Genomic DNA, 20251 nt, shown 5'->3' with positions numbered 1-20251 from the left:
CGGAGTGCTGCGAGGGATCGGATCATGGACTGGCTGAAGAAGCTCCCCGTCATCGGGCCGTTGGTCGCACGCCTCATGGTCACGCACGGCTGGCGCGCCTACGAACGCCTCGACCGGGTGAAGTGGGCCCGGCTCGCCGCCGCGATGACGTTCATCAGCTTCGTGGCGCTCTTCCCGCTGCTCACGTTCGCCGCCGCGATCGGCGCCGCGACGCTCAGCACGGCCCAGCAGAACAACCTGCAGGCGAGGATCGGGGATCAGTTCCCCGGCCTCTCCGGCCAGCTCGATATCCACAACCTGGTCCAGAACGCCGGGACCATCGGCATCATCGCCGGTGCCGTGCTGCTGTTCGCCGGCATCAACTGGGTCGGACAGATCCGGGACTGCCTGCGCGCGGTGTGGGAGCTGCCGGACAGCGACGAGAACCCCGTGCTGCGCAAGGCCAAGGACGGTGTGGTGCTCATCGGCCTGGGCGGCGCGGTCCTCGTCACCCTCGCCACGTCCACCGTCGCCTCCGCGCTGGTCGGATGGATGGCCGGGCCGCTCGGCCTCGCCAAGGGCGACTGGGGCAGCGTCCTGCTGCGCGTGGCCGCGTTCGCCGTCTCCGTCCTCACCGACTTCCTGGTCCTGCTGTACGTGCTCACGCTGCTGCCCGGCGTGGACCCGCCACGGCGCCGACTGGTGACCGCCGCCCTGGGCGGCGCGGTCGGTTTCGAACTGCTCAAGGTGTCGCTCAGCGGCTACCTCCAGGGCGTGGCCGCGAAGAGCATGTACGGCGCCTTCGGGGTGCCGGTCGCACTGCTGCTGTGGATCAACCTCACCGCCAAGCTCGTGCTGTTCTGCGCCGCCTGGACGGCGACGCAGAAGAGCCCGGACACGGTCAGGGGCGGGTCCGGCGGCGCACCAGGTCAGGCAGCGGCCAGCGGCGGTTGACCAGGAACACGCCCGCGGCGAGCAGAACGAGGACCCCGCCGGCGATACCGAGGGCCACCCCCATACCGCTGGAGCCGCCGCTCTTCGCGGAGGCCACCGGCTCCGCGGACTCCTTGCCCGCACCCGTGGCGGACGGTTTCGCGCCGGGCGCGGCGCCCGTGACCGCGCTCTTCGGGGCGACGAGCTCGCCGACCGGCGTCACCTTGCCGGCCGCGCCGAACCCCCAGTCGAACAGCCGGGCGGTCTCCTTGTAGACCTCGTTGTGCTCCTTCTTCTCCGGGTTCATGACCGTGACGAGCAGTTTCCTGCCGTTCCGCTCGGCGATGCCCGTGAAGGTGGCGCCCGCGTTGGTGGTGTTGCCGTTCTTCACACCCGCTATGCCCCGGTACGGCGTGATGTCGCCGTCCCCGGCGAGCAGCCGGTTGGTGTTCTGGATCTCGAAGGACCCGCGGGTCTTCTTGCCCTTCTTCTCCGTGGTCTCGCCCGGGAACTGCGCCCGTACCGTCGAGCAGTACTCCCGGAAGTCCTTCTTCTGCATCCCGGAGCGGGCGATCAGGGTGAGGTCGTAGGCCGACGAGACCTGGCCCTTGGCGTCGTAGCCGTCGGGGCTGACGACGTGCGTGTCGAGGGCCTGGAGCTCCTCGGCGTGGGCCTGCATGTCCTTGACGGTCTCCTCGACGCCGTGGTTCATCGCGGACAGCACGTGCACGGCGTCGTTGCCGGAACGCAGGAAGACCCCGAGCCACAGGTCGTGGACCGTGTAGGTCTCGCCCTCCTTGACCCCGACCATGCTGGAGCCGGAGCCTATGCCGGCCAGATCGGAGGGGGTCACCTTGTAGTCCGTGCTCTTCGGGAATTTGGGCAGCACGGTGTCGGCGAACAGCATCTTCAGGGTGCTCGCCGGGGGGAGCCGCCAGTGCGCATTGTGGGCGGCCAGAACGTCACCGGACTCGGCGTCGGCGACGATCCAGGAGCGCGCCGTGAGGTCCTTGGGCAGCACGGGGGCGCCGCTGCCGAGGTTCACCTGGGTGCCCGGCCTGCCGAGCTGTTCGCCGCCGACGGTCGACATCACGGCCGGGGGCGTGGCCGACGGCGACGCGGACGAGCTCCCGGCGTCCGCGAACGCGGTCGCGGGCACGGTGAGAGAGAGGGACAACACAGCAGCGGAGGTGACCGGCAGGCGGCGCCCGGCGATCTTCATCAAGGCAGACACGGTGGCGAAAGTAACAGGGCGCCAGGTGCGAAGTCCCGCCGCATCCCGGTCGCTCTGCAGAGTGGCGGGATGCGACCCGTGACCGACCTGTCGTAGGGGCGGTGACCACCCTGTCGCAGGGGCGGCCGGAAGCGTCACAAGTCGGCGACGCGGGCCCCCGCCGCCGTCAGAGCGGGCACGGCAGGGAGTCACCCGCGCCGGAGCGCACGCAGTCCGCGGAGCCCGATCACGCCGATGGCGGTGCCCAGCAGGAACGACACGATGGCAAGGGTCAGGTGCACCCAGAAGTACGCCGTCGGGCTGCCGTCCTTGAAGGCGAGTCCGCTGGCGTCCTTGTACAGGTTCTTCGCGAAGGTGACCCAGATCACCCAGGACCAGACGCCGAAGAGGGTCAGGAACCAGGAGACGGGGCGGCTGAGCTTCATCGGGTGCTGTCCTTCGTGGTGGGGCTGCCGTGCTCTTGCCAGTATCCGACCTGTGCTCGATCGCGAGGTTCGCGGGGGTGGTGAACCGAACGCAGCCGATCAGGGGTGCTTGTCCGGGGCGGGCGCCCCCCGTCGTGCGGACGGGTCCGGAAGCGCCTTCGTCATCCCCGGCAGGAAGTCCGTGAACAGCTCGTGCACCTCGTGGACGAGGGGCCTGAGCACCCGGAAGCGGGCCAGGGCGGCGCCCCGCGCAGTGAGGCGGGCGCCGCGCCCGGCCAGCCGGTAGCTGCGCTCGCGCCCCTCGGTCCGGTCGAAGATCCAGTACAGCACGAGCCCCATCGGGCGAGCCACATCAACTCGGGCAGCACACGTCCCGCAGTTCCTCCGGCACCTTGGTCTTCGCCCCTGTCAGCACCTCTTTGTGGACGCCGATGGCCTCCACACGCGCGTGCTCCGACTCGGGGGAGAAGGGGCTGAGCGGACTGTCCGGATCGGCGGCGTTCTTGAAGAACTGCACCGCGAACTCGTGGTACGGCGTGGCGATGTCCAGCCACGCCTTCAGTACGCCCGCGAGCCGTGCCTCCAGGTCGGTCTCCCGCGCCAGGACCTCCCGGACCGCCACCCGGTGCTCGGCGGCGATCCGGTCGTAGAAGCCCTGGATCAGGTGCTCCTTGCCGTCGAAGTAGTAGTAGGCGTTCCCTATGGAGACCCCGGCCTCCTTGGCGATCGCCCGCATCGTCGTCTTGTCGTAGCCGCGCTCCTGGAACAACCGCATCGCGGTCTCCAGGATGAGAGCACGGGTCTGCTCGGACTTGGTGGGCGTACCGCCCTCGTCGGCTCGGTCGTTCTTCGCAGGCACGAACAGAGGGCCCAACGAGTGACGCAGGCGCCGCCGTCACACCTTGGCTCGGTGTATGTCCACCCTCGGGCCGGGTCGTAGGTCCAGCCCTCACTGGATCGGTAGACCTCTCCGCCCCACTGCGCTCCGCCCGACCTGATGCGGTCGACCGGCACACAACGCGAACGGGCCCCGCTCCGGTTCGAAACCGGAGCGGGGCCCGTGTCACACGGGGACCGTGAGGGTCAGAAGCGGCGCGTGATCAGCGCTCGCTTCACCTCCTGGATCGCCTTCGTCACCTCGATGCCACGCGGGCAGGCGTCGGTGCAGTTGAACGTCGTGCGGCAGCGCCACACACCGTCCTTGTCGTTCAGGATCTCCAGCCGCTGCTCGCCGGCCTGGTCACGCGAGTCGAAGATGAAGCGGTGCGCGTTGACGATGGCCGCCGGGCCGAAGTACTGGCCGTCGTTCCAGAACACCGGGCACGACGAGGTGCAGGCGGCGCACAGGATGCACTTCGTCGTGTCGTCGAAGCGCTCCCGGTCCTCCGCCGACTGCAGACGCTCACGCGTCGGCTCGTTCGTGTCCTTCGTGATCAGGAAGGGCATCACGTCCCGGTACGCCTGGAAGAACGGCTCCATGTCCACGACCAGGTCCTTGAGGACCGTGAGGCCCTTGATGGGCTCGATCGTGATCGGCTTCTCGGGGTTGATGTCCTTGATCAGCGTCTTGCAGGCCAGACGGTTCTTGCCGTTGATCCGCATGGCGTCCGAGCCGCAGATGCCGTGGGCGCAGGAGCGGCGGAACGTCAGCGTGCCGTCCAGGTCCCACTTGATCTTGTGCAGGCCGTCGAGGACGCGCTCCTTCGGGTCGATCTCCAGCTGGAAGTCTTCCCAGGTCGACTCCGCCGAGACCTCCGGGTTGAAGCGGCGGACGCGGAAGGTGACCGTGATGTAGGCGGCTGCCTTGGCCTCCGCCTCCACCTTGTCCAGAACAGGGGTTGCCATCAGTACTTACGCTCCATCGGCTGGTAGCGGGTCTGGACGACCGGCTTGTAGTCGAGACGGATGGACTCGGTGCCGTCGTCACCCACCTCGCGGTACGCCATGGTGTGGCGCATGAAGTTGACGTCGTCGCGGCTCGGGTAGTCCTCGCGGTAGTGACCGCCGCGGGACTCCTTGCGGGCCAGGGCCGACACCGCCATGACCTCGGCCAGGTCGAGCAGGTTGCCCAGCTCGACGGCCTCCAGCAGGTCGGTGTTGAACCGCTTGCCCTTGTCCTGGATCGCCACGTTCTTGTAGCGCTCCCTCAGCTCGGCGATCTTCTCGACCGCCGTCTTGATCGTCTGCTCGGTGCGGAACACCATGACGTTCGCGTCCATGGTCTCCTGCAGCTCGCGGCGCAGCTCCGCCACGCGCTCGGTGCCCGTCGACGACCGCAGCTGCTCGATCTGGTCGACCACGAGCTGCGCCGGGTTCTCCGGCAGGTCGACGTAGTCCGCCTTCTGCGAGTACTCGGCGGCCGCGATGCCCGCACGACGGCCGAAGACGTTGATGTCGAGCAGCGAGTTCGTGCCGAGACGGTTCGCGCCGTGGACGGACACACACGCGACCTCGCCGGCCGCGTACAGGCCCGGGACGACGGTGGTGTTGTCCGTGAGGACCTCGCCCTCGACGTTCGTCGGGATGCCGCCCATCGCGTAGTGCGCGGTCGGCTGGATCGGGATCGGGTCCGTGTACGGCTCGATGCCCAGGTAGGTGCGGGCGAACTCGGTGATGTCGGGCAGCTTGGCGTCCAGCTGCTCCGGCGGGAGGTGGGTCAGGTCCAGGTAGACGTGGTCGCCCTCGGGGCCGCAGCCGCGGCCTTCCCGGATCTCGGTGTAGATGGACCGGGAGACGACGTCACGCGAGGCGAGGTCCTTCATGACCGGCGCGTACTTCTCCATGAAGCGCTCGCCGTCCTTGTTGCGGAGGATGCCGCCCTCACCGCGCGCACCCTCGGTCAGGAGGATGCCCATGCGCCAGATGCCGGTCGGGTGGAACTGGAAGAACTCCATGTCCTCCAGCGGCAGACCACGGCGGTAGACCGCGGCCTGGCCGTCACCGGTCAGCGTGTGCGCGTTGGACGTCACCTTGAAGAACTTGCCGCAGCCGCCGGACGCGTAGATCACGGCCTTCGCCTGGAAGATGTGGATCTCGCCGGTGGCCAGCTCGTACGCGACCACACCGGCGGACCGCTTGACGCCGTTCACCTCGGTGATCAGCTGGTCGAGGACGTAGAACTCGTTGAAGAACTCCACGCCCTCCTTGACGCAGTTCTGGTACAGCGTCTGGAGGATCATGTGGCCGGTGCGGTCGGCCGCGTAGCAGGAGCGGCGGACCGGGGCCTCGCCGTGGTTGCGGGAGTGACCGCCGAAACGGCGCTGGTCGATCGTCCCGTTGGGCGTCCGGTTGAACGGCAGGCCCATCTTCTCCAGGTCGAGGACGGAGTCGATGGCCTCCTTCGCCAGGATCTCGGCGGCGTCCTGGTCGACCAGGTAGTCACCGCCCTTGATCGTGTCGAAGGTGTGCCACTCCCAGTTGTCCTCCTCCACGTTGGCCAGCGCGGCGGCCATGCCGCCCTGCGCGGCGCCCGTGTGGGAGCGGGTCGGGTAGAGCTTCGTCAGCACGGCGGTGCGGCTGCGCTTCGTCGACTCGATGGCGGCGCGCATGCCCGCGCCACCAGCGCCGACGATGACGGTGTCGTACTTGTGGATCTTCATGATTCTCGCAGCCCCGTGCCTAGCGGATGTTCGGGTCGAAGGTGAAGATCACCAGCGTGCCCAGCAGGATGGTGAACACCGTGGCGGTGTACAGCAGGCCCTTCAGCCACAGGCGGGTGTTGGCCCGCTCCGCGTAGTCGTTGATGACGGTACGCAGGCCGTTGGCGCCGTGCAGCATCGCGAGCCACAGCATGGCGAGGTCCCAGACCTGCCACCACGGGGACGCCCAGCGGCCGGCCACGAAGGCGAAGCCGATCTTGGAGACGCCGCCGTCGAGGACGAGCTGGATGAGCAGGTGGCCGATGACCAGGACGACCAGCACGATGCCGGACAGGCGCATGAACAGCCAGCCGTACATCTCGAAGTTCCCGCGGGTGGGCTTCGGGGTCTTCTTGGTCCGCTGGCGCGGCGCCTCGATGACCGGCGCCGGGTTGTCGACGTCGTACAGCGCGGCGCCCTCCACGGGGCCGATGCCGGAGGCGGTGGTCTCAGTCGTGGACATGTGCGTCAGCTCCCGAACAGTTCACGAGCGGCGTGGCCGAGGACGGGGTAGATGGCCCCGAGCATCAGCACGACCCAGACGCCGACGACGGTCCAGAGCATCTGCTTCTGATAGCGCGGGCCCTTCGACCAGAAGTCGACGGCGATGACACGCAGACCGTTGAGGGCGTGGAAGAGGATGGCGGCGACCAGCCCGTACTCGAGCACGGCGACGATCGGCGTCTTGTACGTGGCCACGACCTTGTCGTAGGCCTCGGGGGAGACACGCACGAGAGCGGTGTCCAGCACGTGTACGAACAGGAAGAAGAAGATGAGGACGCCGGTGACTCGGTGAGCCACCCAGGACCACATTCCTTCCCGGCCGCGGTACAGCGTTCCAGCCGGCACGGAAGAACCCTCCGGGAGCGGGGACTAGGGCCGCGCCGGCTTCTGTGTCGGTCGGGCCCGGCCGGGTACGGTCCACCGGCCCCCAGCATCCTAGCGACGGCTGACCATGGTGCTTGCAGCGGGTCTGCCTGCGTGATCAATCTGGCACGCAAAGGGGCACGGACGGGCTATTCACGGGCTTCCGGGCGAGGGATTCGCACTCGTGTCGAGTGCGGGGTGGATGCGGCCGCTCGTGCCGTTCCCCTCACCTCTTACCGGGCGCGTCGCGCCACAGGTCGTTCGCAGGATCCCCGTACCAGGCGCCTCAGTCGCCCCCGCGCCAGGCGGCGGAGCTCCTCCGCCGCCAGCAGGCGCTCCTCCTCCGTGTCGTTCGCCAAGCGTGACCGGATGGCGGCAAGGACCTGGTCGGCGGTCTCCTCGGGCGCGATGTCGTCCAGACAGATGACGAACATGTGTCCGAACCGACTCTCGTAGGCCGCGTGCGCGGCGCTCAGGGCCGTATGCGCGGCGGAGTGCGTGCCGTCGGGCAGCAGGGTGAGCGGCTCGGCGGCCAGGGCCTCGGCGAGGTCGGCGGGGGTGAGGTCGTACGCCGCCTCGTCGGCCGCGGCGAGTAGAGAGCCGACGTCCGGGTAGGGGCGGTGCTCGGCGATGCGGTGGGCCCAGCGCGGACTGCCGCAGCAGGTCAGCAGGGTGCGCCGGGCCTCGCCGGCGGCCGCGGAGTTGAATCGCTCCAGACCTGTAGGGGGCTGTGTGTGCTGTCGCGTCGGCGGGGCGGTGTGGCCGTGCAGCGGCGGCGGAAGGCGGTGCGAAGGCAGCGTGGATCCTCGGCGAATGGCGGCGTGTTCGTCCTGCGGACGGCACGTGCGGGTCGGCAGGGGAGGGCGCGGGGGATGTGGCGTCACGTTATCGACGGCGGTCGGTCAGTTGTCCGTCGACTGAAAGGATTTCACCCGGACGGGAGAGTTTCGGAACGTCTGGTGGACGGGTCGGCCGGGTGGGGGCCGTAGCTTCGAGGTAGGGGGTCATGTACGGAGGTGAGCGACATGTGGGACACAGTCGGACGAATGCGGATACGTACGAGTGTGGTGTGTGAGGCGCGACAGAGACGGACGGGCGTGGCGTGGCCGTACCCGGGTGTGATGCGAGGTGGAAAGCGGTGACCGGCCGCAGGCGACGGGTTCCGGTGAGGAAGACGTTGTGGAAGCGCAACGGGTTGCTGCTGGGCGGCGCAGCCGTCGTCGCGGGCGCCATCGCGGCGACCGTGGCGCTCTGGCCGTCCGGCGGTGGCTCGCCGAACGGGACCGGGGCCTCGGTGGGCACCGCCTCCGCCCCGTCACCGACCGCCTCGTACCCCCTCTCGCAGGCCCCCCGCACCATTCCCGCCGTCCGTGAGCACGTCCCCGCGCACGGTCCGGGCTGGCGGCCCGGCTCCGGCGCCCGTGTGGTCGTCGACGGCGATTCCCTCGCCGGCACGGGGAAGCTGCTGGCCGGCGAGCTGGGGATGGCGTACGCGGGGCGCACCGGCGCCCGTGACGGCGATGTCGAGCTGGGCGTGGCCGGGGGCGGCGACCGCGAGTCGTACACGATGACCGTCCAGGGCGGCCGGGTGAAGATCACCGGGCCGGGTGAGGCGGGCGTCTTCTACGGCACCCGCACCCTCAAGCAGGAGGTGCACGGTGGCGGCACGGCCCCCGAGGGTGTCGTCCGCGACGCGCCGGCCAAGCCCCGGCGCGGATTCATGGTCGACATCGCGCGCAAGCACTACACGGCCGGCTGGATCGAGGACCGCGTACGGGAACTGGGCGACCTGAAGTACAACGAACTCGGTCTGCACTTCTCCGACGACCAGGCCTTCCGCATCGAGTCCTCCTCCCACCCGGAGATCGTCTCCCCGCAGCACCTCAGCAAGGCGGAGGTCAAGAAGATCGTCGACCTCGCCGCGAGCCGGCACATCACCGTGGTGCCCGAGATCGACTCACCCGGCCACCTCGGTGCGGTGATCGCCGCGCACCCCGACCTGCAGCTGCGCAAGGCCTCGGGCACCGCCGTGCGCGGGGCGGTCGACATCTCCAAGCCCGCGGCCGGGAAAATCGTGGACGACCTGCTGAACGAGTACGCGGGTCTGTTCCCCGGCTCCTACTGGCACCTCGGCGGCGACGAGTACCAGGCGCTGACGGTGTCGGACCCGGCCGCCTCCTTCCCGCAGCTCGCCGCCGCGGCGAGGGCCAGGTTCGGGGCGCAGGCCGGCGTCGCGGACCTCGCGACCGGCTGGATGAACGACCGTGCGAGCGTGATGCGCGGGCACGCCCGGACGATGCGTGCCTGGAACGACGGCTTCTACCGGTCGAGCACGGTCCAGCCGGCCAAGGACCTCGAAGTCGCCTACTGGACCGGCAAGGAGATCGGCGCCCGGCAGCCGGCGGAGTATCTGGGCTCCGGCCGCAAGCTGATCAACTACAACGACGAGTACCTGTATTACGTGCTCGGCCAGCCGCAGACCTTCGTCTACCCCACCGGGCAGCGGATCTACGAGCAGTGGACCCCGCGCGTGCTGCGGGGCACGAAGGCGGTGCCGGCACAGTACGACGGGCAGATCCTCGGCGGCGTGTTCGCGGTCTGGTCCGACCGTGCGGGCGCGCAGACCCAGGACCAGGTGGCGGCCGGGATCCGGATGCCGCTGCGGGCGACGGCCCAGAAGCTGTGGGACGCGAGGACCCCGTCACTGTCCTGGACGCAATTCAAGGAGCTGGCGGCCCGGTTGGGCTGAGGCGCCGGGCAACGGCCGGGGCCGCCACCCCCCACAGGAGAGGCCCCGGCCGTCGCGCGGTACGGGCCGTGTGACGGCCCGTACTCTCTACAGCGCCGCGGATGCGTTTTGTGTCACACCCGCGCTCCCCGGGGAGCGCGGCCAACCCCGCCACGTCACGGGTCGGTTGCACGGGGTATGGACATGGACGTACAGCGGTTTCAACCCGTAACGTGCCGTTCGCGCCGACCTCGGACGACCAGCAAATGGGTGATAGCACCGCCGCACACCACGAGCGGCCTCAGAGCGAGACCGACGACGAGGGATCACAACAGCGATTACCCGGACCGCGGCAGCGGTGCCGGCTCGGGCGCACAGAGGGGCAGTCGGGGTGGCGGGGGACGACGCGGAGCTGACGGCCGCGGTGCTTGCGGCGCAGGGCGGGGACGAGACCGCGTTCCGGACCGTGTACCGCGCGGTGCACCCGCGGCTGCTCGGATACGCACGGACGCTGGTCGGTGAACCGGACGCGGAGGACGTCACCTCCGAGGCCTGGCTGCAGATCGCCCGTGACCTGGAGCGGTTCAGTGGCGATGCCGACCGGTTCCGCGGCTGGGCCGCCCGGATCGCCCGCAACCGCGCGCTCGACCACATACGGATGCGGGGGCGCCGTCCCGCGATAGGCGGCGACGAGACGGAACTGACCGGGAAGCCCGCCGAGTCGGACACGGCGGGCGAGGCCATGGAGGCCCTCGCCACCGGTCGCACGCTCTCCCTCATCGCTCAACTCCCGCAGGACCAGGCCGAGGCCGTGGTGCTCCGCGTGGTCGTGGGGCTGGACGCCAAGACCGCCGCCGAGACGCTCGGCAAGCGGCCTGGCGCCGTCCGTACGGCCGCGCACCGCGGTCTGAAGCGGCTCGCGGAGCTGCTCGGCGCGGGCCCCGAGACGGATCCGGAATCGGCCGGCGTGCTCGGCGCGATGCCTCCCCAGCGGGAGACGCATCGGCGCACGGTGTCGTCCGCCGGTGTGACGCATTTGCGTTCACGGACGCAGAAGGGCATGTGATGGCCGACGAGCAGTACGGGTGGCTGGATGAGGACGCGGCGGAGCGTCTGCTGCGCGGAGAGCCGCTGGACGCCATCGACCCCGACACGCGCGCGCATGCGGCGAGGGTCACCGAAGCCCTTGCCGCACTCGCCGGCCCGCCCACGCCGACCGGCGTCGAACTGCCGGGCGAGACTGCCGCGCTGGCCGCGTTCAGGGCCGTGCGCACGAGCGGGAATGCGGAAGGGGCGGCGCTCGGCCGGCCCACCGGCCCGGAGCCTGCTGCCCTCCCCCAAGCTCTCGACTTCGCTCGAGCAGGGGGGACCCCGCTCGTCGACGCCGGGCTCGTCCGCCTCGGGCGTCCCGTCCCGGGCGGGCGCCGGGTCCGCTGGGGGCGCCCGGTGCGTCTCGGGCTGGCCGCCGCGGCGGCCGTCGGAATGATCGGCGGGGTCGCGGTGGCGGCCGGAACCGGAGTTCTGCCGACGCCGTTCGGCGACGAGCCGGGACCCGCCGCGTCCGTGTCGGCCGCCGCGACACCGCCGCCGCTGGTCACTGCGACACCCGGTGGACCGGAGACCGGTGGCTCCCCGTCGCCGACGTCCGGTGCCACGACCGGCGCGCCGGCGGGAAGCGGCTCCTTCGAGGACGAGGCGGGCGGTGGCTCCGACACGACCGGGCGGCCGGGCTCCGGCGGCGACCGGGCCGACGGCCGGACCCGCGCGTGGTGGACCGAGGTGCGTTCGTCCTGCCGTGACATGGCGAGCGGCAGGCAACTCGGCGCGGAGCGGATGCGCAGCCTGGAGGGCGCCGCCGGCGGCAGCGGCCGGGTCAAGGCGTTCTGCAAGGACGTCCTCGGCGGTGGCGAGGACCGCGCGGGAACCGGCGGCGACAAGGGCCAGAACGGGAACGGCCAGAACGGGAACGGCCAGAACGGGAACGGCCAGAACGGGAACGGCCAGAACGGGAACGGCCAGAACGGGAACGGGCAGGACGGCAACGGGCAGGACGGCAACGGCGAGGGCAGGAACCCCCAGGGCCACGACAGCCGGGGCAACGGCGAGGACGACCCGGGTGGTGACGGCGGTGATGGCGAAAGCCACCAACGGCCGGGCCGTGACGATGCGACCGCCACCCCGTCCGACTCACCCCAGGCTCTGGCCTCCCTCCCGTCGGCGACGGAGGAGTCCCCGAGCCCGACGTACGGCGACAGCGCGTCGAGTATGCCCAGCGGGCAGTGACCTCTTGAGCGGGGCGGCTCATCTCAACCCTCTGACCTGCGAATTCTTACCTCTCTCCGTTTTCTTCGGCCCGGGTGTGACACTTTCGGCCGCCGAGGCGCAGTACTGAGTGAGCCGACTGGTCATCGGCGCTCGCACAGAGCCGGGGTTCCCCCCGTACCCACGGCTCGGTGCACCTCGGCGCGGGCGGGACACGTTCCCCCGGTCCCGTCCGCGCCCCACACCTCTCCTGGGACCCGTCAGGTCTCACCAGTAGACGACGACCTTGTCGCCGGTCCGCACCTGGGAGAACAGCGCCGCGATCGCGGTCTCGTCCCGTACGTTCACGCATCCGTGCGAGCCTCCGGCGTATCCGCGCGCCGCGAAATCGTACGAGAAGTGCACCGCCTGACCGCCGCTGAAGAACATCGCGTACGGCATGGGTGCGTCATAGAGCGTGGACACGTGGTGGCGCGACTTCCAGTAGATGCTGAACACACCCTCACGCGTGGGCGTGTACTGCGAGCCGAAGCGGACTGCCATCGTCGAGACCGTCCGGCCGTCGATCATCCAGCGCAGCGTCCGGCTCGTCTTGCTGATGCACAGCACCCGGCCCGTCATACAGCGCGGGTCCGGCGCGGCGGCCGGCTGCCCGCCCATCAGATACAGCTCCCACCTGCCGGGTTCGTGCGTCATCTTCCGCAGCCGCTGCCAGGTGGCGGAGTCGACCTCGCCCGTGCGCGGCAGCCCGCGCTTGCCCTGGAAGCCCTTGACGGCGTTCTCGGTCAGGTCGTCGTACGTCCCCGTCGGACCGTCGAACAGCCAGGCGACCTGCCGTAGCCGGGCCTGAAGCTCACGGACGCCCGGACCCGTGTCCCCGCGCGCCCACAGCACGGAGGCCGGGGCCTTCGGGGCGGGCGCGGCGCTCGGCGTGCCGGCGCCGGACGGCGAGTGCGGGACCTCGATGCGCACCGGCGAACGGTGCTTCCCGTCCCCGCCGCCGGCGTCCACGGGCTGGGCCGTGCAGCCTGCCGTCGCGGTGAGCACGGCGCCCGCGCCGAGTGCGACAAGTGATCTCCCCATGCTCTTGGTACGCATACCGTCCCCCGTCTTCGACCGGTCCCCGGATGTCCCGTCGTTGTCGCGGACATGTTGTGGGTGACATGGTGCCCGAGAAGTTCCCCTGTGAGGTTTCCCGCGCGTGACCGCCGGCGAACTAGGGGGCATGGTTGTGAGCAAGGTCCCAGCCTGCGGCTCTCCACCGGGCGCACGGCCACCGCTACAGTCCGTCGCGAGGGTCGTCTGTACTGGCGGGTAGCGAAGCCAGGTCACCAAGCCGAGTATCGAAGCAACGCGGAGGCACACACCATGGCGCGCGAGTCGGAGTCCGGACTGCCCATCGAGCCGGTGTACGGGCCGGAGACCCTGGAAGGCTGGGATCCGGCCGGGAAGCTGGGTGAGCCGGGCGCGTACCCGTTCACCCGGGGGGTCTACCCGTCGATGTACACGGGGCGTCCCTGGACGATGCGTCAGTACGCGGGGTTCGGTACGGCGACGGAGTCGAACGCGCGGTACCGGCAGCTGATCGCGAACGGCACGATGGGGCTGTCGGTGGCGTTCGACCTGCCCACCCAGATGGGCCATGACTCGGATGCGCCGATCGCGCACGGTGAGGTCGGCAAGGTGGGCGTGGCCATCGACTCGGTCGACGACATGCGGGTGCTGTTCGACGGCATCCCGCTGGACAAGGTCTCCACGTCGATGACCATCAACGCCCCGGCCGCGCTGCTGCTGCTCCTGTACCAACTGGTGGCCGAGGAGCAGGGCATCCCGGCGGACCGGCTGACAGGCACGATTCAGAACGACGTGCTGAAGGAGTACATCGCCCGCGGCACCTACATCTTCCCGCCCAAGCCGTCGTTGCGTCTGATCGCGGACATCTTCAAGTACTGCAAGGCCGAGATCCCGAAGTGGAACACGATCTCGATCTCCGGCTACCACATGGCGGAGGCGGGAGCCTCGCCCGCCCAGGAGATCGCGTTCACGCTGGCGGACGGCATCGAGTACGTGCGGACGGCGGTCGCGGCCGGCATGGACGTGGACGACTTCGCCCCGCGTCTGTCGTTCTTCTTCGTGGCCCGGACGACGATCCTGGAGGAGGTAGCCAAGTTCCGCGCGGCGCGGCGGATCTGGGCGCGGGTGATGAAGGAGGAGTTCGGGGCGAAGAACCCGAAGTCGATGATGCTGCGCTTCCACACTCAGACGGCGGGGGTGCAGCTGACCGCGCAGCAGCCGGAGGTGAACCTGGTCCGGGTGGCGGTGCAGGGCCTGGCGGCGGTGCTGGGCGGCACGCAGTCGCTGCACACGAACTCCTTCGACGAGGCGATCGCGCTCCCCACCGACAAGTCCGCGCGGCTGGCGCTGCGTACGCAGCAGGTGCTGGCGTACGAGACCGATGTGACGGCGACGGTGGACCCCTTCGCGGGCAGTTACGTCATCGAGAAGATGACGGACGAGGTGGAGGCCGCCACGCTGGAGCTGATGGAGAAGGTCCAAGGGCTGGGCGGCGCGGAGGCGGCGATCGAGCGCGGCTTCCAGAAGAGCGAGATCGAGCGCAACGCGTACCGGATCGCGCAGGAGACGGACGCGGGCGAGCGGGTGGTCGTCGGGGTCAACCGCTTCCAGCTCGACGAGGAGGAGCCCTACGAGCCACTGCGCGTCGACCCGGCGATCGAGGCCCGGCAGGCGGAACGCCTCGCGAAGCTGCGCGCGGAGCGGGACCAGACGGCGGTGGACACGGCGCTGGCCGACCTGAAGAAGGCCGCGGAGGGCACGGACAACGTCCTCTACCCCATGAAGGAAGCCCTGAAGGCCCGCGCGACCGTGGGTGAGGTGTGCAACGCGCTGCGCGAGGTGTGGGGGACGTACGTGCCGTCGGACACCTTCTGAGCTGGGCGGTGCGCTACCGAACACTTGCCCAGTGCGCCGGACGGGCGGAAAGTGACGCCTGTGGAGGCCCCTGTAAGACCGATCTCCCCGGAGAGCGGCAAGGGCCGGTGAAGCAGGAACCCGAGGTGGCACCGCGTAGCGGTGCGGACCGCAATCTCCTGCCCTCGGGCAGGAGAGGACGTCAACGCGATTGCGGCTTGATCGGACGTCAGATCCGCCTCGGCAGTGTGTCGGAACTGTCTCGCGACCTGCGGAAACGTGATCGACTCCGGGTCTCTCACAGAACAACCTGGTCCGCTCACACATCGCGATGGTGCACGACGGCCACGGCGACGGCCGCCGCGACGAGCGACCATGCCCCGAACACGATCCACCCCTCGGTGACCGATACCGGGTACTTGTCCACGCTGTAGTCCCGTCCAGGGTTCTGGACCAGAGCTCGCCATGCGGTGAGCGGCATCGCGTTGCCGATCTCTTTGACCCACCGATAGGTCTCGCCCATGAACAGCGTGGGCAGCAGCAGAAGCACGCCGACGACAGCGACGACGGTGCCCGCGGCGTGACGGATGAGCGCCCCGAGGGCCATGCCAACGAGGGCGCACAGTGGCGCGAGCAGCGCGGATGCGGCGACGGCCCGCAGTGCGCCGGGGTCGCCGATGGACATGCCGTGGTGATCTTGCAGGATCGCCTGGGTGACGCCGAACGAGGCGCCGGCGGTGACCGTGCCGAGGACGAGCATGACAGTCGCCATGACGGCCACCTTGGCTGTCATCACCGCACGGCGTGCGGGAACGGCCGCGAAGGTGGTGCGGATCAGTCCGCTGGTGTACTCGCCGAAGACAGCGAGGGCGCCGACACTGCCGGCGATGATCATGAGGAGCTGCCAGGCTGGGTCGACGAAGGCGGACGCCAGGGGATCGAACAGCATCTGCGGCAGCTCGGGACGCCCTGGCGGTGGGGCAGGCGGCAGTTCGGGCTGATGCGCCAGCCGGTCGGCATTCGACAGAGCGGAGTTCACGTTGATCCCGATGACGGCCAGGGGGCCGATTCCGAGGACCCAGTAGGTGGAACGCAGCGACCACAGTTTGATCCACTCGGCGGAGAGGAGGTGGTGGAAGCGGGTGGGTGAGTCGAGGGCGGTCGCGTACGTTTTGGGCTCGGCGACTGTCTGTGCGGTCATCGTGCATCTCCTGCGCTGTATTCGACACTGTCGGCGGTGAGTCCCATGAACGCCTCTTCCAGGGAGGCGGAGCGGGGGGCGAGTTCGTGCAGCAGGACGCGGCTGTGGAAGGCGAGCTCGCCGATGCGATCCGCGCCCATGCCGGTCACCGTGCACGAGCCGTCGGCCTCGCCGCGGACGGCCGCCCCCTCCTTGGTGAGGACGGACGTCAGCCGGGCGACCTCGGGCGTTCGGACGGTCACGGTGAGCCGGGTGCCGTGGGCTGCGAACTCCGCCAGGCTCTCCGCGGCAATCAGCTCGCCCCGGCCGATGACGATCAGCTGCTGGGCGGTGTGCTCCACCTCGCGCATCAGATGGCTGGAGACCAGCACCGTACGGCCCTCGGCGGCCAGCCGATGGAACAGGCCGCGCACCCACAGCACGCCCTCCGGGTCCAGCCCGTTGAGCGGCTCGTCGAACAGCAGGACGGGCGGGTCACCGAGCAGCGCGGCGGCGATGCCGAGCCGTTGCTTCATCCCCAGCGAGAACCCTCCGATGCGGCGCCGGGCAGCGGTGGTCAGTCCCACCTCCTCCAGGACTTCGTCCACCCGGCGCCGCGGCAGCCCGTTGCTGTGCGCCAGTGCCGACAGATGCGACCGTGCGCTGCGTCCGCCGTGCACGTCATGGGCGTCAAGCAGGGCCCCGACGTGCCGCAGCCCTCGTGGGCGTCCCCGGAACGGCTGCCCGTCGACGGTGACGGTGCCGCTGCTGGGGTCGTTCAGGCCGAGGATCACCCGCAGCGTGGTGGACTTGCCGGCGCCGTTGGGGCCGAGGAACCCGGTGACGTGGCCGGGGCGGACGGTGAAGGTCAGGCGGTCGACGGCGGTGGTGGCGCCGTATCGCTTCGTCAGTTCGTTGGCTTCGATCACCCGGCCCACGGTGCCGTGGGCCGGCCCGCACGGCATCGGCCCGCGGGCCACACTCTCAGGATCCGCTTGTAGCCTCGGGGCGTACGCCCCAAGGCCGATGCCCCGGCACCGGCCCCTACCTATGATCGCGGCATGAGCGTCTCACCCCGCGCCGCCCTCTCCTGGCGCTTGAGGCCGGCCACGGCGCAGGCCCTGGCCTGGTGCGGGGCCCTCGCCTACCCGATCCTGCTGTACGTCGCGGTGCTCAACGAACGCGAACCCACCGGTGTGCGGCTCCTCCTGCCGGCCGTACTCTCGGTTCTGACCATTCCCCTGCTGCGGCGTCGACCGTTGCCGGCCCTGATGCTGATGCTCGTCGGTTCGTTCGCCGCGACTTTGACAGCGGCGTCGAAATTGGCCTCGGCGTTCCCCTTGATGGCGCCAGGGCAGGCATGGCAGATCGGCTGTCTGCAGGCTCTGCTGACCGATCTCGCCATCGCCTGGATCGCTGCCACCCGGACGCGCCGGACCGCGCTCGCCGCTGCAGCGCTGACGCTCACCGAGCAGATCGCCGCCGCCGGCTACTGCCGGACCGGGCGGGACGTCTTCGTCTCAACCATCGTGTTCCTCGTTCTGATGCTCGCCCTTGCCTGGTTGACCGGCTATCTCGTCCAAGAGCGCCGCGAGCACGCCGAAACGGTGCGGGTCCAGGCCGCGGAGCAAGCAGTCACCGCCGAGCGGCTGCGGATTGCCCGCGAGTTGCACGACATGGTCGCGCACAGCATTGGCATCATCGCCATCCAGGCCGGCACGGGCCGCCGGGTCATCGAGACCCAGCCGGTCGAGGCCCGCAACGCGCTGGCCACCATCGAGACCACCAGCAGGGACACCCTGGCCGGGCTGCGGCGCATGCTGGGATCCCTCCGCAAGGCCGAGCCGGAAGAGTCGCCGTTGGCCCCCGCGTCGGGCATGAGCGACGTCGACCGGCTGGTCGCGACCACACGGAATGGCGGCGTGAGGGTCGACGTGGAGTGGCAAGGAGAACGGCGCCCGCTCCCCATGGACATCGAACTGTCCGCCTTCCGCATCATCCAGGAGGGCCTTACCAACGTGGTTCGCCACGCGGACACGCACGAGTGCCGGGTGGTCATCGACTATCAGGAGGACGAACTGTCCATCGAGATCACCGACGACGGTCAGGGGCCCACACCTGCGGGTATCGGCTACGGCATCACCGGCATGCGCGAGCGGGCCTTCCTGCTGCACGGCCAGTTCACCGCCGGACCCCGTCCCGAAGGCGGCTTCCGCGTGGCGGCGCGGCTGCCGGTGCCGGCGGGGATGCGATGACTCCTCACCGCGTCCGTGTCGTGCTCGTCGATGACCAGCCGCTGGTGCGCGCCGGGCTGCGCGTGCTCATCGCGGACAGCCCGGATCTCGAGATCCTGGGAGAAGTCGGCACGGGCGCCGAAGCGGTCCAGCTGGTCCAGGACGTCCGGCCCGATGTGGTCGTGATGGACATCCGCATGCCCGGCATGGACGGCATCGAGGCGACCCGGCTGATCACCGCCGGCCCGATCACGGCACGGGTCCTCGTCCTCACCACCTTCGACGACGACGAGTACGTCTACGGCGCGCTGCGCGCGGGCGCGAGCGGATTCCTCGTCAAGGACATGGACTTGGACGACATCCTCACCGCGATCCGTGTGGTCGCCGCCGGCGAAGCCCTGATCGCGCCGCGCGTGACCCGCCGCCTCATCGAGGAGTTCGCCGCACGCCCCGAACCCACGGCCGCGCCCCGGCACGGGGCGATCGAAGGGATCACCGACCGGGAACGCGAGGTACTCACCCTCATCGGACGCGGCCTGTCCAACGACGAGATCGCCGGCCGACTCTTCATCAGCCCGGCCACGGCCAAGGCCCACGTGGGGCGGCTGTTCTCCAAGCTGGCGGCCCGTGACCGGGTCCAGTTGGTCATCATCGCCTATGAACTGGGCTTGGTATCGCCATCGCGCTGAGCGAGCGCACGTGCTGTTGGCTTCGTTCACTTCAAGCGGGATCCGTGCCACCGCGCCCAGCGACTCCCGAAGTCATCGCCAAATGGCTTTTGCGGAAACTGACACAGCCATAGGTGTGAGTACGGGGGTAGGCAGTGAATTCCCCGTCCGTGTCGCCCGCGATCAGGTCCTCCAGCCGCGAGCGGGTCGCGTGGCTGAGCCGGTCCAAGGTGCTGCGGCAGAACCGCGCCTCGAACTCCTTGACCGCCTTGCCCACCAGCCGCTTCACTTGCCCCGGCGCCGGGGGCTCGACGTGGTCGTTGCGGCACCGGGCCACCACCGCGGCCGCCAGCTGGTCCCGCGACAGCTCCACCGGACACAGCTCGGTCGCCAGCCACACCGCCAGCCGCTCCTGGTCCTCCTCGGTGTTCGCCCGGAACCCGTGACGACTGACCGTCTCGCCCCGCGAAACACGGAATCGGAGTGTCGTACCCTCGTGCGACACTCCTCTCCATGTTCGGTGTCATCCATCTTCCTACCTACTTGGCGGGCCTCGTCCTCATCGTCCTGCTGCCGGGGCCCAACTCCCTGTACGTGCTGTCCGTCGCCGCCCGGCGCGGTGTGCGTGCCGGGTACACGGCCGCGGCCGGGGTCTGGTGCGGGGACACCGTACTGATGACTCTGTCGGCGGCAGGCGTCGCCTCGCTGCTCCAGGCGAACGCCCTGCTGTTCGGGATCGTGAAGTACGCCGGTGCCGGATATCTGACGTGGCTGGCGGTCGGCATGCTGCGGGCCGCGTGGGGGATGTGGCGGGCGCGGCGGGAGAAGGCCGTGGAAGAGACCTTGGCCGCCGCCACCACCGGCACCGAGGAGCGGCCCTTCCGTCGCGCCTTCGTCGTCAGCCTGTTCAACCCCAAGGCGATCCTCTTCTTCGTCGCCTTCTTCGTGCAGTTCGTCGACCCGGGCTACGCCTATCCTGCGCTCTCGTTCGTCGTCCTGGGCGCCTTCGCCCAGCTCGCCAGCTGCCTCTACCTCAGCGCCCTCATATTCAGCGGTACGCGTCTGGCGGCGGCCTTCCGCCGGCGCAAGCGGCTTTCGGCGGGGGCCACTTCGGCCGCGGGTGTCCTCTTCCTGGGCTTCGCGGTGAAGCTGTCGCTGGCGAGCGCGTAGGCGCC

19 protein-coding genes and 1 pseudogene are annotated in these 20251 nt (G+C 69.9%); 8 read left to right on the top strand and 12 right to left on the bottom strand.

Features of this window, described 5'->3' with window-relative positions:
* The first annotated feature begins 24 nt into the window (after positions 1 to 24).
* Positions 25 to 933, top strand: coding sequence for a YihY/virulence factor BrkB family protein (locus BIV24_RS16795; protein ID WP_071367109.1), 909 nt, complete (start codon positions 25 to 27; stop codon positions 931 to 933).
* On the opposite strand, the gene BIV24_RS16790 is transcribed toward BIV24_RS16795, so the two are convergent.
* From BIV24_RS16790 to BIV24_RS16755, 8 genes and pseudogenes are all read right to left on the bottom strand, one after another.
* Positions 881 to 2134, bottom strand: coding sequence for a D-alanyl-D-alanine carboxypeptidase family protein (locus BIV24_RS16790; protein WP_071367108.1), 1254 nt, complete (start codon positions 2132 to 2134; stop codon positions 881 to 883). The two genes, BIV24_RS16795 and BIV24_RS16790, sit on opposite strands and share 53 nt — an antisense overlap.
* Before the next feature lie 200 nt (positions 2135 to 2334).
* Positions 2335 to 2571, bottom strand: a complete 237-nt coding sequence (locus BIV24_RS16785) for an SCO4848 family membrane protein (protein WP_071367107.1) — start codon at positions 2569 to 2571, stop codon at positions 2335 to 2337.
* Between the two features lie 99 nt (positions 2572 to 2670).
* Positions 2671 to 3430 (bottom strand): annotated as a pseudogene (locus BIV24_RS16780) (TetR/AcrR family transcriptional regulator).
* Between the two features lie 224 nt (positions 3431 to 3654).
* Positions 3655 to 4416, bottom strand: coding sequence for a succinate dehydrogenase iron-sulfur subunit (locus tag BIV24_RS16775; RefSeq protein WP_071367106.1), 762 nt, complete (start codon positions 4414 to 4416; stop codon positions 3655 to 3657).
* Entirely contained in the window at positions 4416 to 6170 is a 1755-nt protein-coding gene (gene sdhA / locus BIV24_RS16770) for a succinate dehydrogenase flavoprotein subunit (protein WP_071367105.1), read from the bottom strand. Before sdhA ends, BIV24_RS16775 begins: the two co-directional genes overlap by 1 nt.
* A gap of 19 nt (positions 6171 to 6189) precedes the next feature.
* Positions 6190 to 6672 (bottom strand): succinate dehydrogenase hydrophobic membrane anchor subunit, encoded by a 483-nt coding sequence (locus BIV24_RS16765; RefSeq protein ID WP_071367104.1) that lies wholly within the window; start codon positions 6670 to 6672, stop codon positions 6190 to 6192.
* A gap of 5 nt (positions 6673 to 6677) precedes the next feature.
* Positions 6678 to 7058, bottom strand: coding sequence for a succinate dehydrogenase, cytochrome b556 subunit (gene sdhC, locus BIV24_RS16760; RefSeq protein WP_079168317.1), 381 nt, complete (start codon positions 7056 to 7058; stop codon positions 6678 to 6680).
* A gap of 251 nt (positions 7059 to 7309) precedes the next feature.
* The gene (locus BIV24_RS16755; RefSeq protein ID WP_079168323.1) at positions 7310 to 7891 is read right to left on the bottom strand and encodes a 2-oxo-4-hydroxy-4-carboxy-5-ureidoimidazoline decarboxylase; all 582 of its coding nucleotides are present in this window, start codon (positions 7889 to 7891) and stop codon (positions 7310 to 7312) included.
* A 350-nt stretch (positions 7892 to 8241) separates the two neighbouring features.
* Between BIV24_RS16755 and BIV24_RS16750 the strand changes: the two genes are divergently transcribed.
* The 3 genes from BIV24_RS16750 (at position 8242) to BIV24_RS16740 (ending at position 12087) form a co-directional block, all read left to right on the top strand.
* Positions 8242 to 9825, top strand: coding sequence for a beta-N-acetylhexosaminidase (locus tag BIV24_RS16750; protein WP_245766840.1), 1584 nt, complete (start codon positions 8242 to 8244; stop codon positions 9823 to 9825).
* Between the two features lie 370 nt (positions 9826 to 10195).
* Positions 10196 to 10870 (top strand): RNA polymerase sigma factor, encoded by a 675-nt coding sequence (locus BIV24_RS16745; protein WP_071367102.1) that lies wholly within the window; start codon positions 10196 to 10198, stop codon positions 10868 to 10870.
* Positions 10870 to 12087, top strand: coding sequence for a hypothetical protein (locus tag BIV24_RS16740; protein ID WP_071367101.1), 1218 nt, complete (start codon positions 10870 to 10872; stop codon positions 12085 to 12087). Before BIV24_RS16745 ends, BIV24_RS16740 begins: the two co-directional genes overlap by 1 nt.
* Positions 12088 to 12333: 246 nt before the next feature.
* Here BIV24_RS16740 and BIV24_RS16735 read toward each other — a convergent pair whose 3' ends face one another.
* Complete coding sequence (locus tag BIV24_RS16735; RefSeq protein ID WP_107459517.1) at positions 12334 to 13164, bottom strand: L,D-transpeptidase family protein; 831 nt, start codon at positions 13162 to 13164, stop codon at positions 12334 to 12336.
* 270 nt (positions 13165 to 13434) lie between these two features.
* Here BIV24_RS16735 and BIV24_RS16730 point away from each other — a divergent pair, with 270 nt between their 5' ends.
* Entirely contained in the window at positions 13435 to 15015 is a 1581-nt protein-coding gene (locus tag BIV24_RS16730; RefSeq protein ID WP_071367100.1) for an acyl-CoA mutase large subunit family protein, read from the top strand.
* Positions 15016 to 15313: 298 nt separating this feature from the next.
* Here BIV24_RS16730 and BIV24_RS16725 read toward each other — a convergent pair whose 3' ends face one another.
* Positions 15314 to 16195, bottom strand: coding sequence for an ABC transporter permease subunit (locus BIV24_RS16725; RefSeq protein WP_071367099.1), 882 nt, complete (start codon positions 16193 to 16195; stop codon positions 15314 to 15316).
* Positions 16192 to 17103, bottom strand: a complete 912-nt coding sequence (locus tag BIV24_RS16720; protein WP_245766839.1) for an ABC transporter ATP-binding protein — start codon at positions 17101 to 17103, stop codon at positions 16192 to 16194. Before BIV24_RS16720 ends, BIV24_RS16725 begins: the two co-directional genes overlap by 4 nt.
* A gap of 132 nt (positions 17104 to 17235) precedes the next feature.
* Between BIV24_RS16720 and BIV24_RS16715 the strand changes: the two genes are divergently transcribed.
* Both BIV24_RS16715 and BIV24_RS16710 read left to right on the top strand, forming a co-directional pair.
* Positions 17236 to 18429 (top strand): sensor histidine kinase, encoded by a 1194-nt coding sequence (locus BIV24_RS16715; RefSeq protein ID WP_071367098.1) that lies wholly within the window; start codon positions 17236 to 17238, stop codon positions 18427 to 18429.
* Positions 18426 to 19097, top strand: a complete 672-nt coding sequence (locus BIV24_RS16710) for a response regulator (protein WP_071367097.1) — start codon at positions 18426 to 18428, stop codon at positions 19095 to 19097. The genes BIV24_RS16715 and BIV24_RS16710 overlap by 4 nt, the downstream gene beginning before the upstream one ends.
* Positions 19098 to 19128: 31 nt before the next feature.
* Here BIV24_RS16710 and BIV24_RS16705 read toward each other — a convergent pair whose 3' ends face one another.
* On the bottom strand, positions 19129 to 19581 hold the full coding sequence (locus BIV24_RS16705) for a DUF4158 domain-containing protein (RefSeq protein WP_071367096.1): 453 nt from the start codon (positions 19579 to 19581) through the stop codon (positions 19129 to 19131).
* A gap of 8 nt (positions 19582 to 19589) precedes the next feature.
* Between BIV24_RS16705 and leuE the strand changes: the two genes are divergently transcribed.
* Positions 19590 to 20246, top strand: coding sequence for a leucine efflux protein LeuE (leuE, locus tag BIV24_RS16700; RefSeq protein WP_071367095.1), 657 nt, complete (start codon positions 19590 to 19592; stop codon positions 20244 to 20246).
* Positions 20247 to 20251 lie beyond the last annotated feature (5 nt).

It is taken from the genome of Streptomyces colonosanans (genome assembly GCF_001866645.1).
Classification (GTDB): Bacteria; Actinomycetota; Actinomycetes; order Streptomycetales; family Streptomycetaceae; genus Streptomyces; species Streptomyces colonosanans.
Note: the sequence above shows the minus strand (reverse complement) of the source record. Positions and strands in the feature narration are given on the sequence as shown.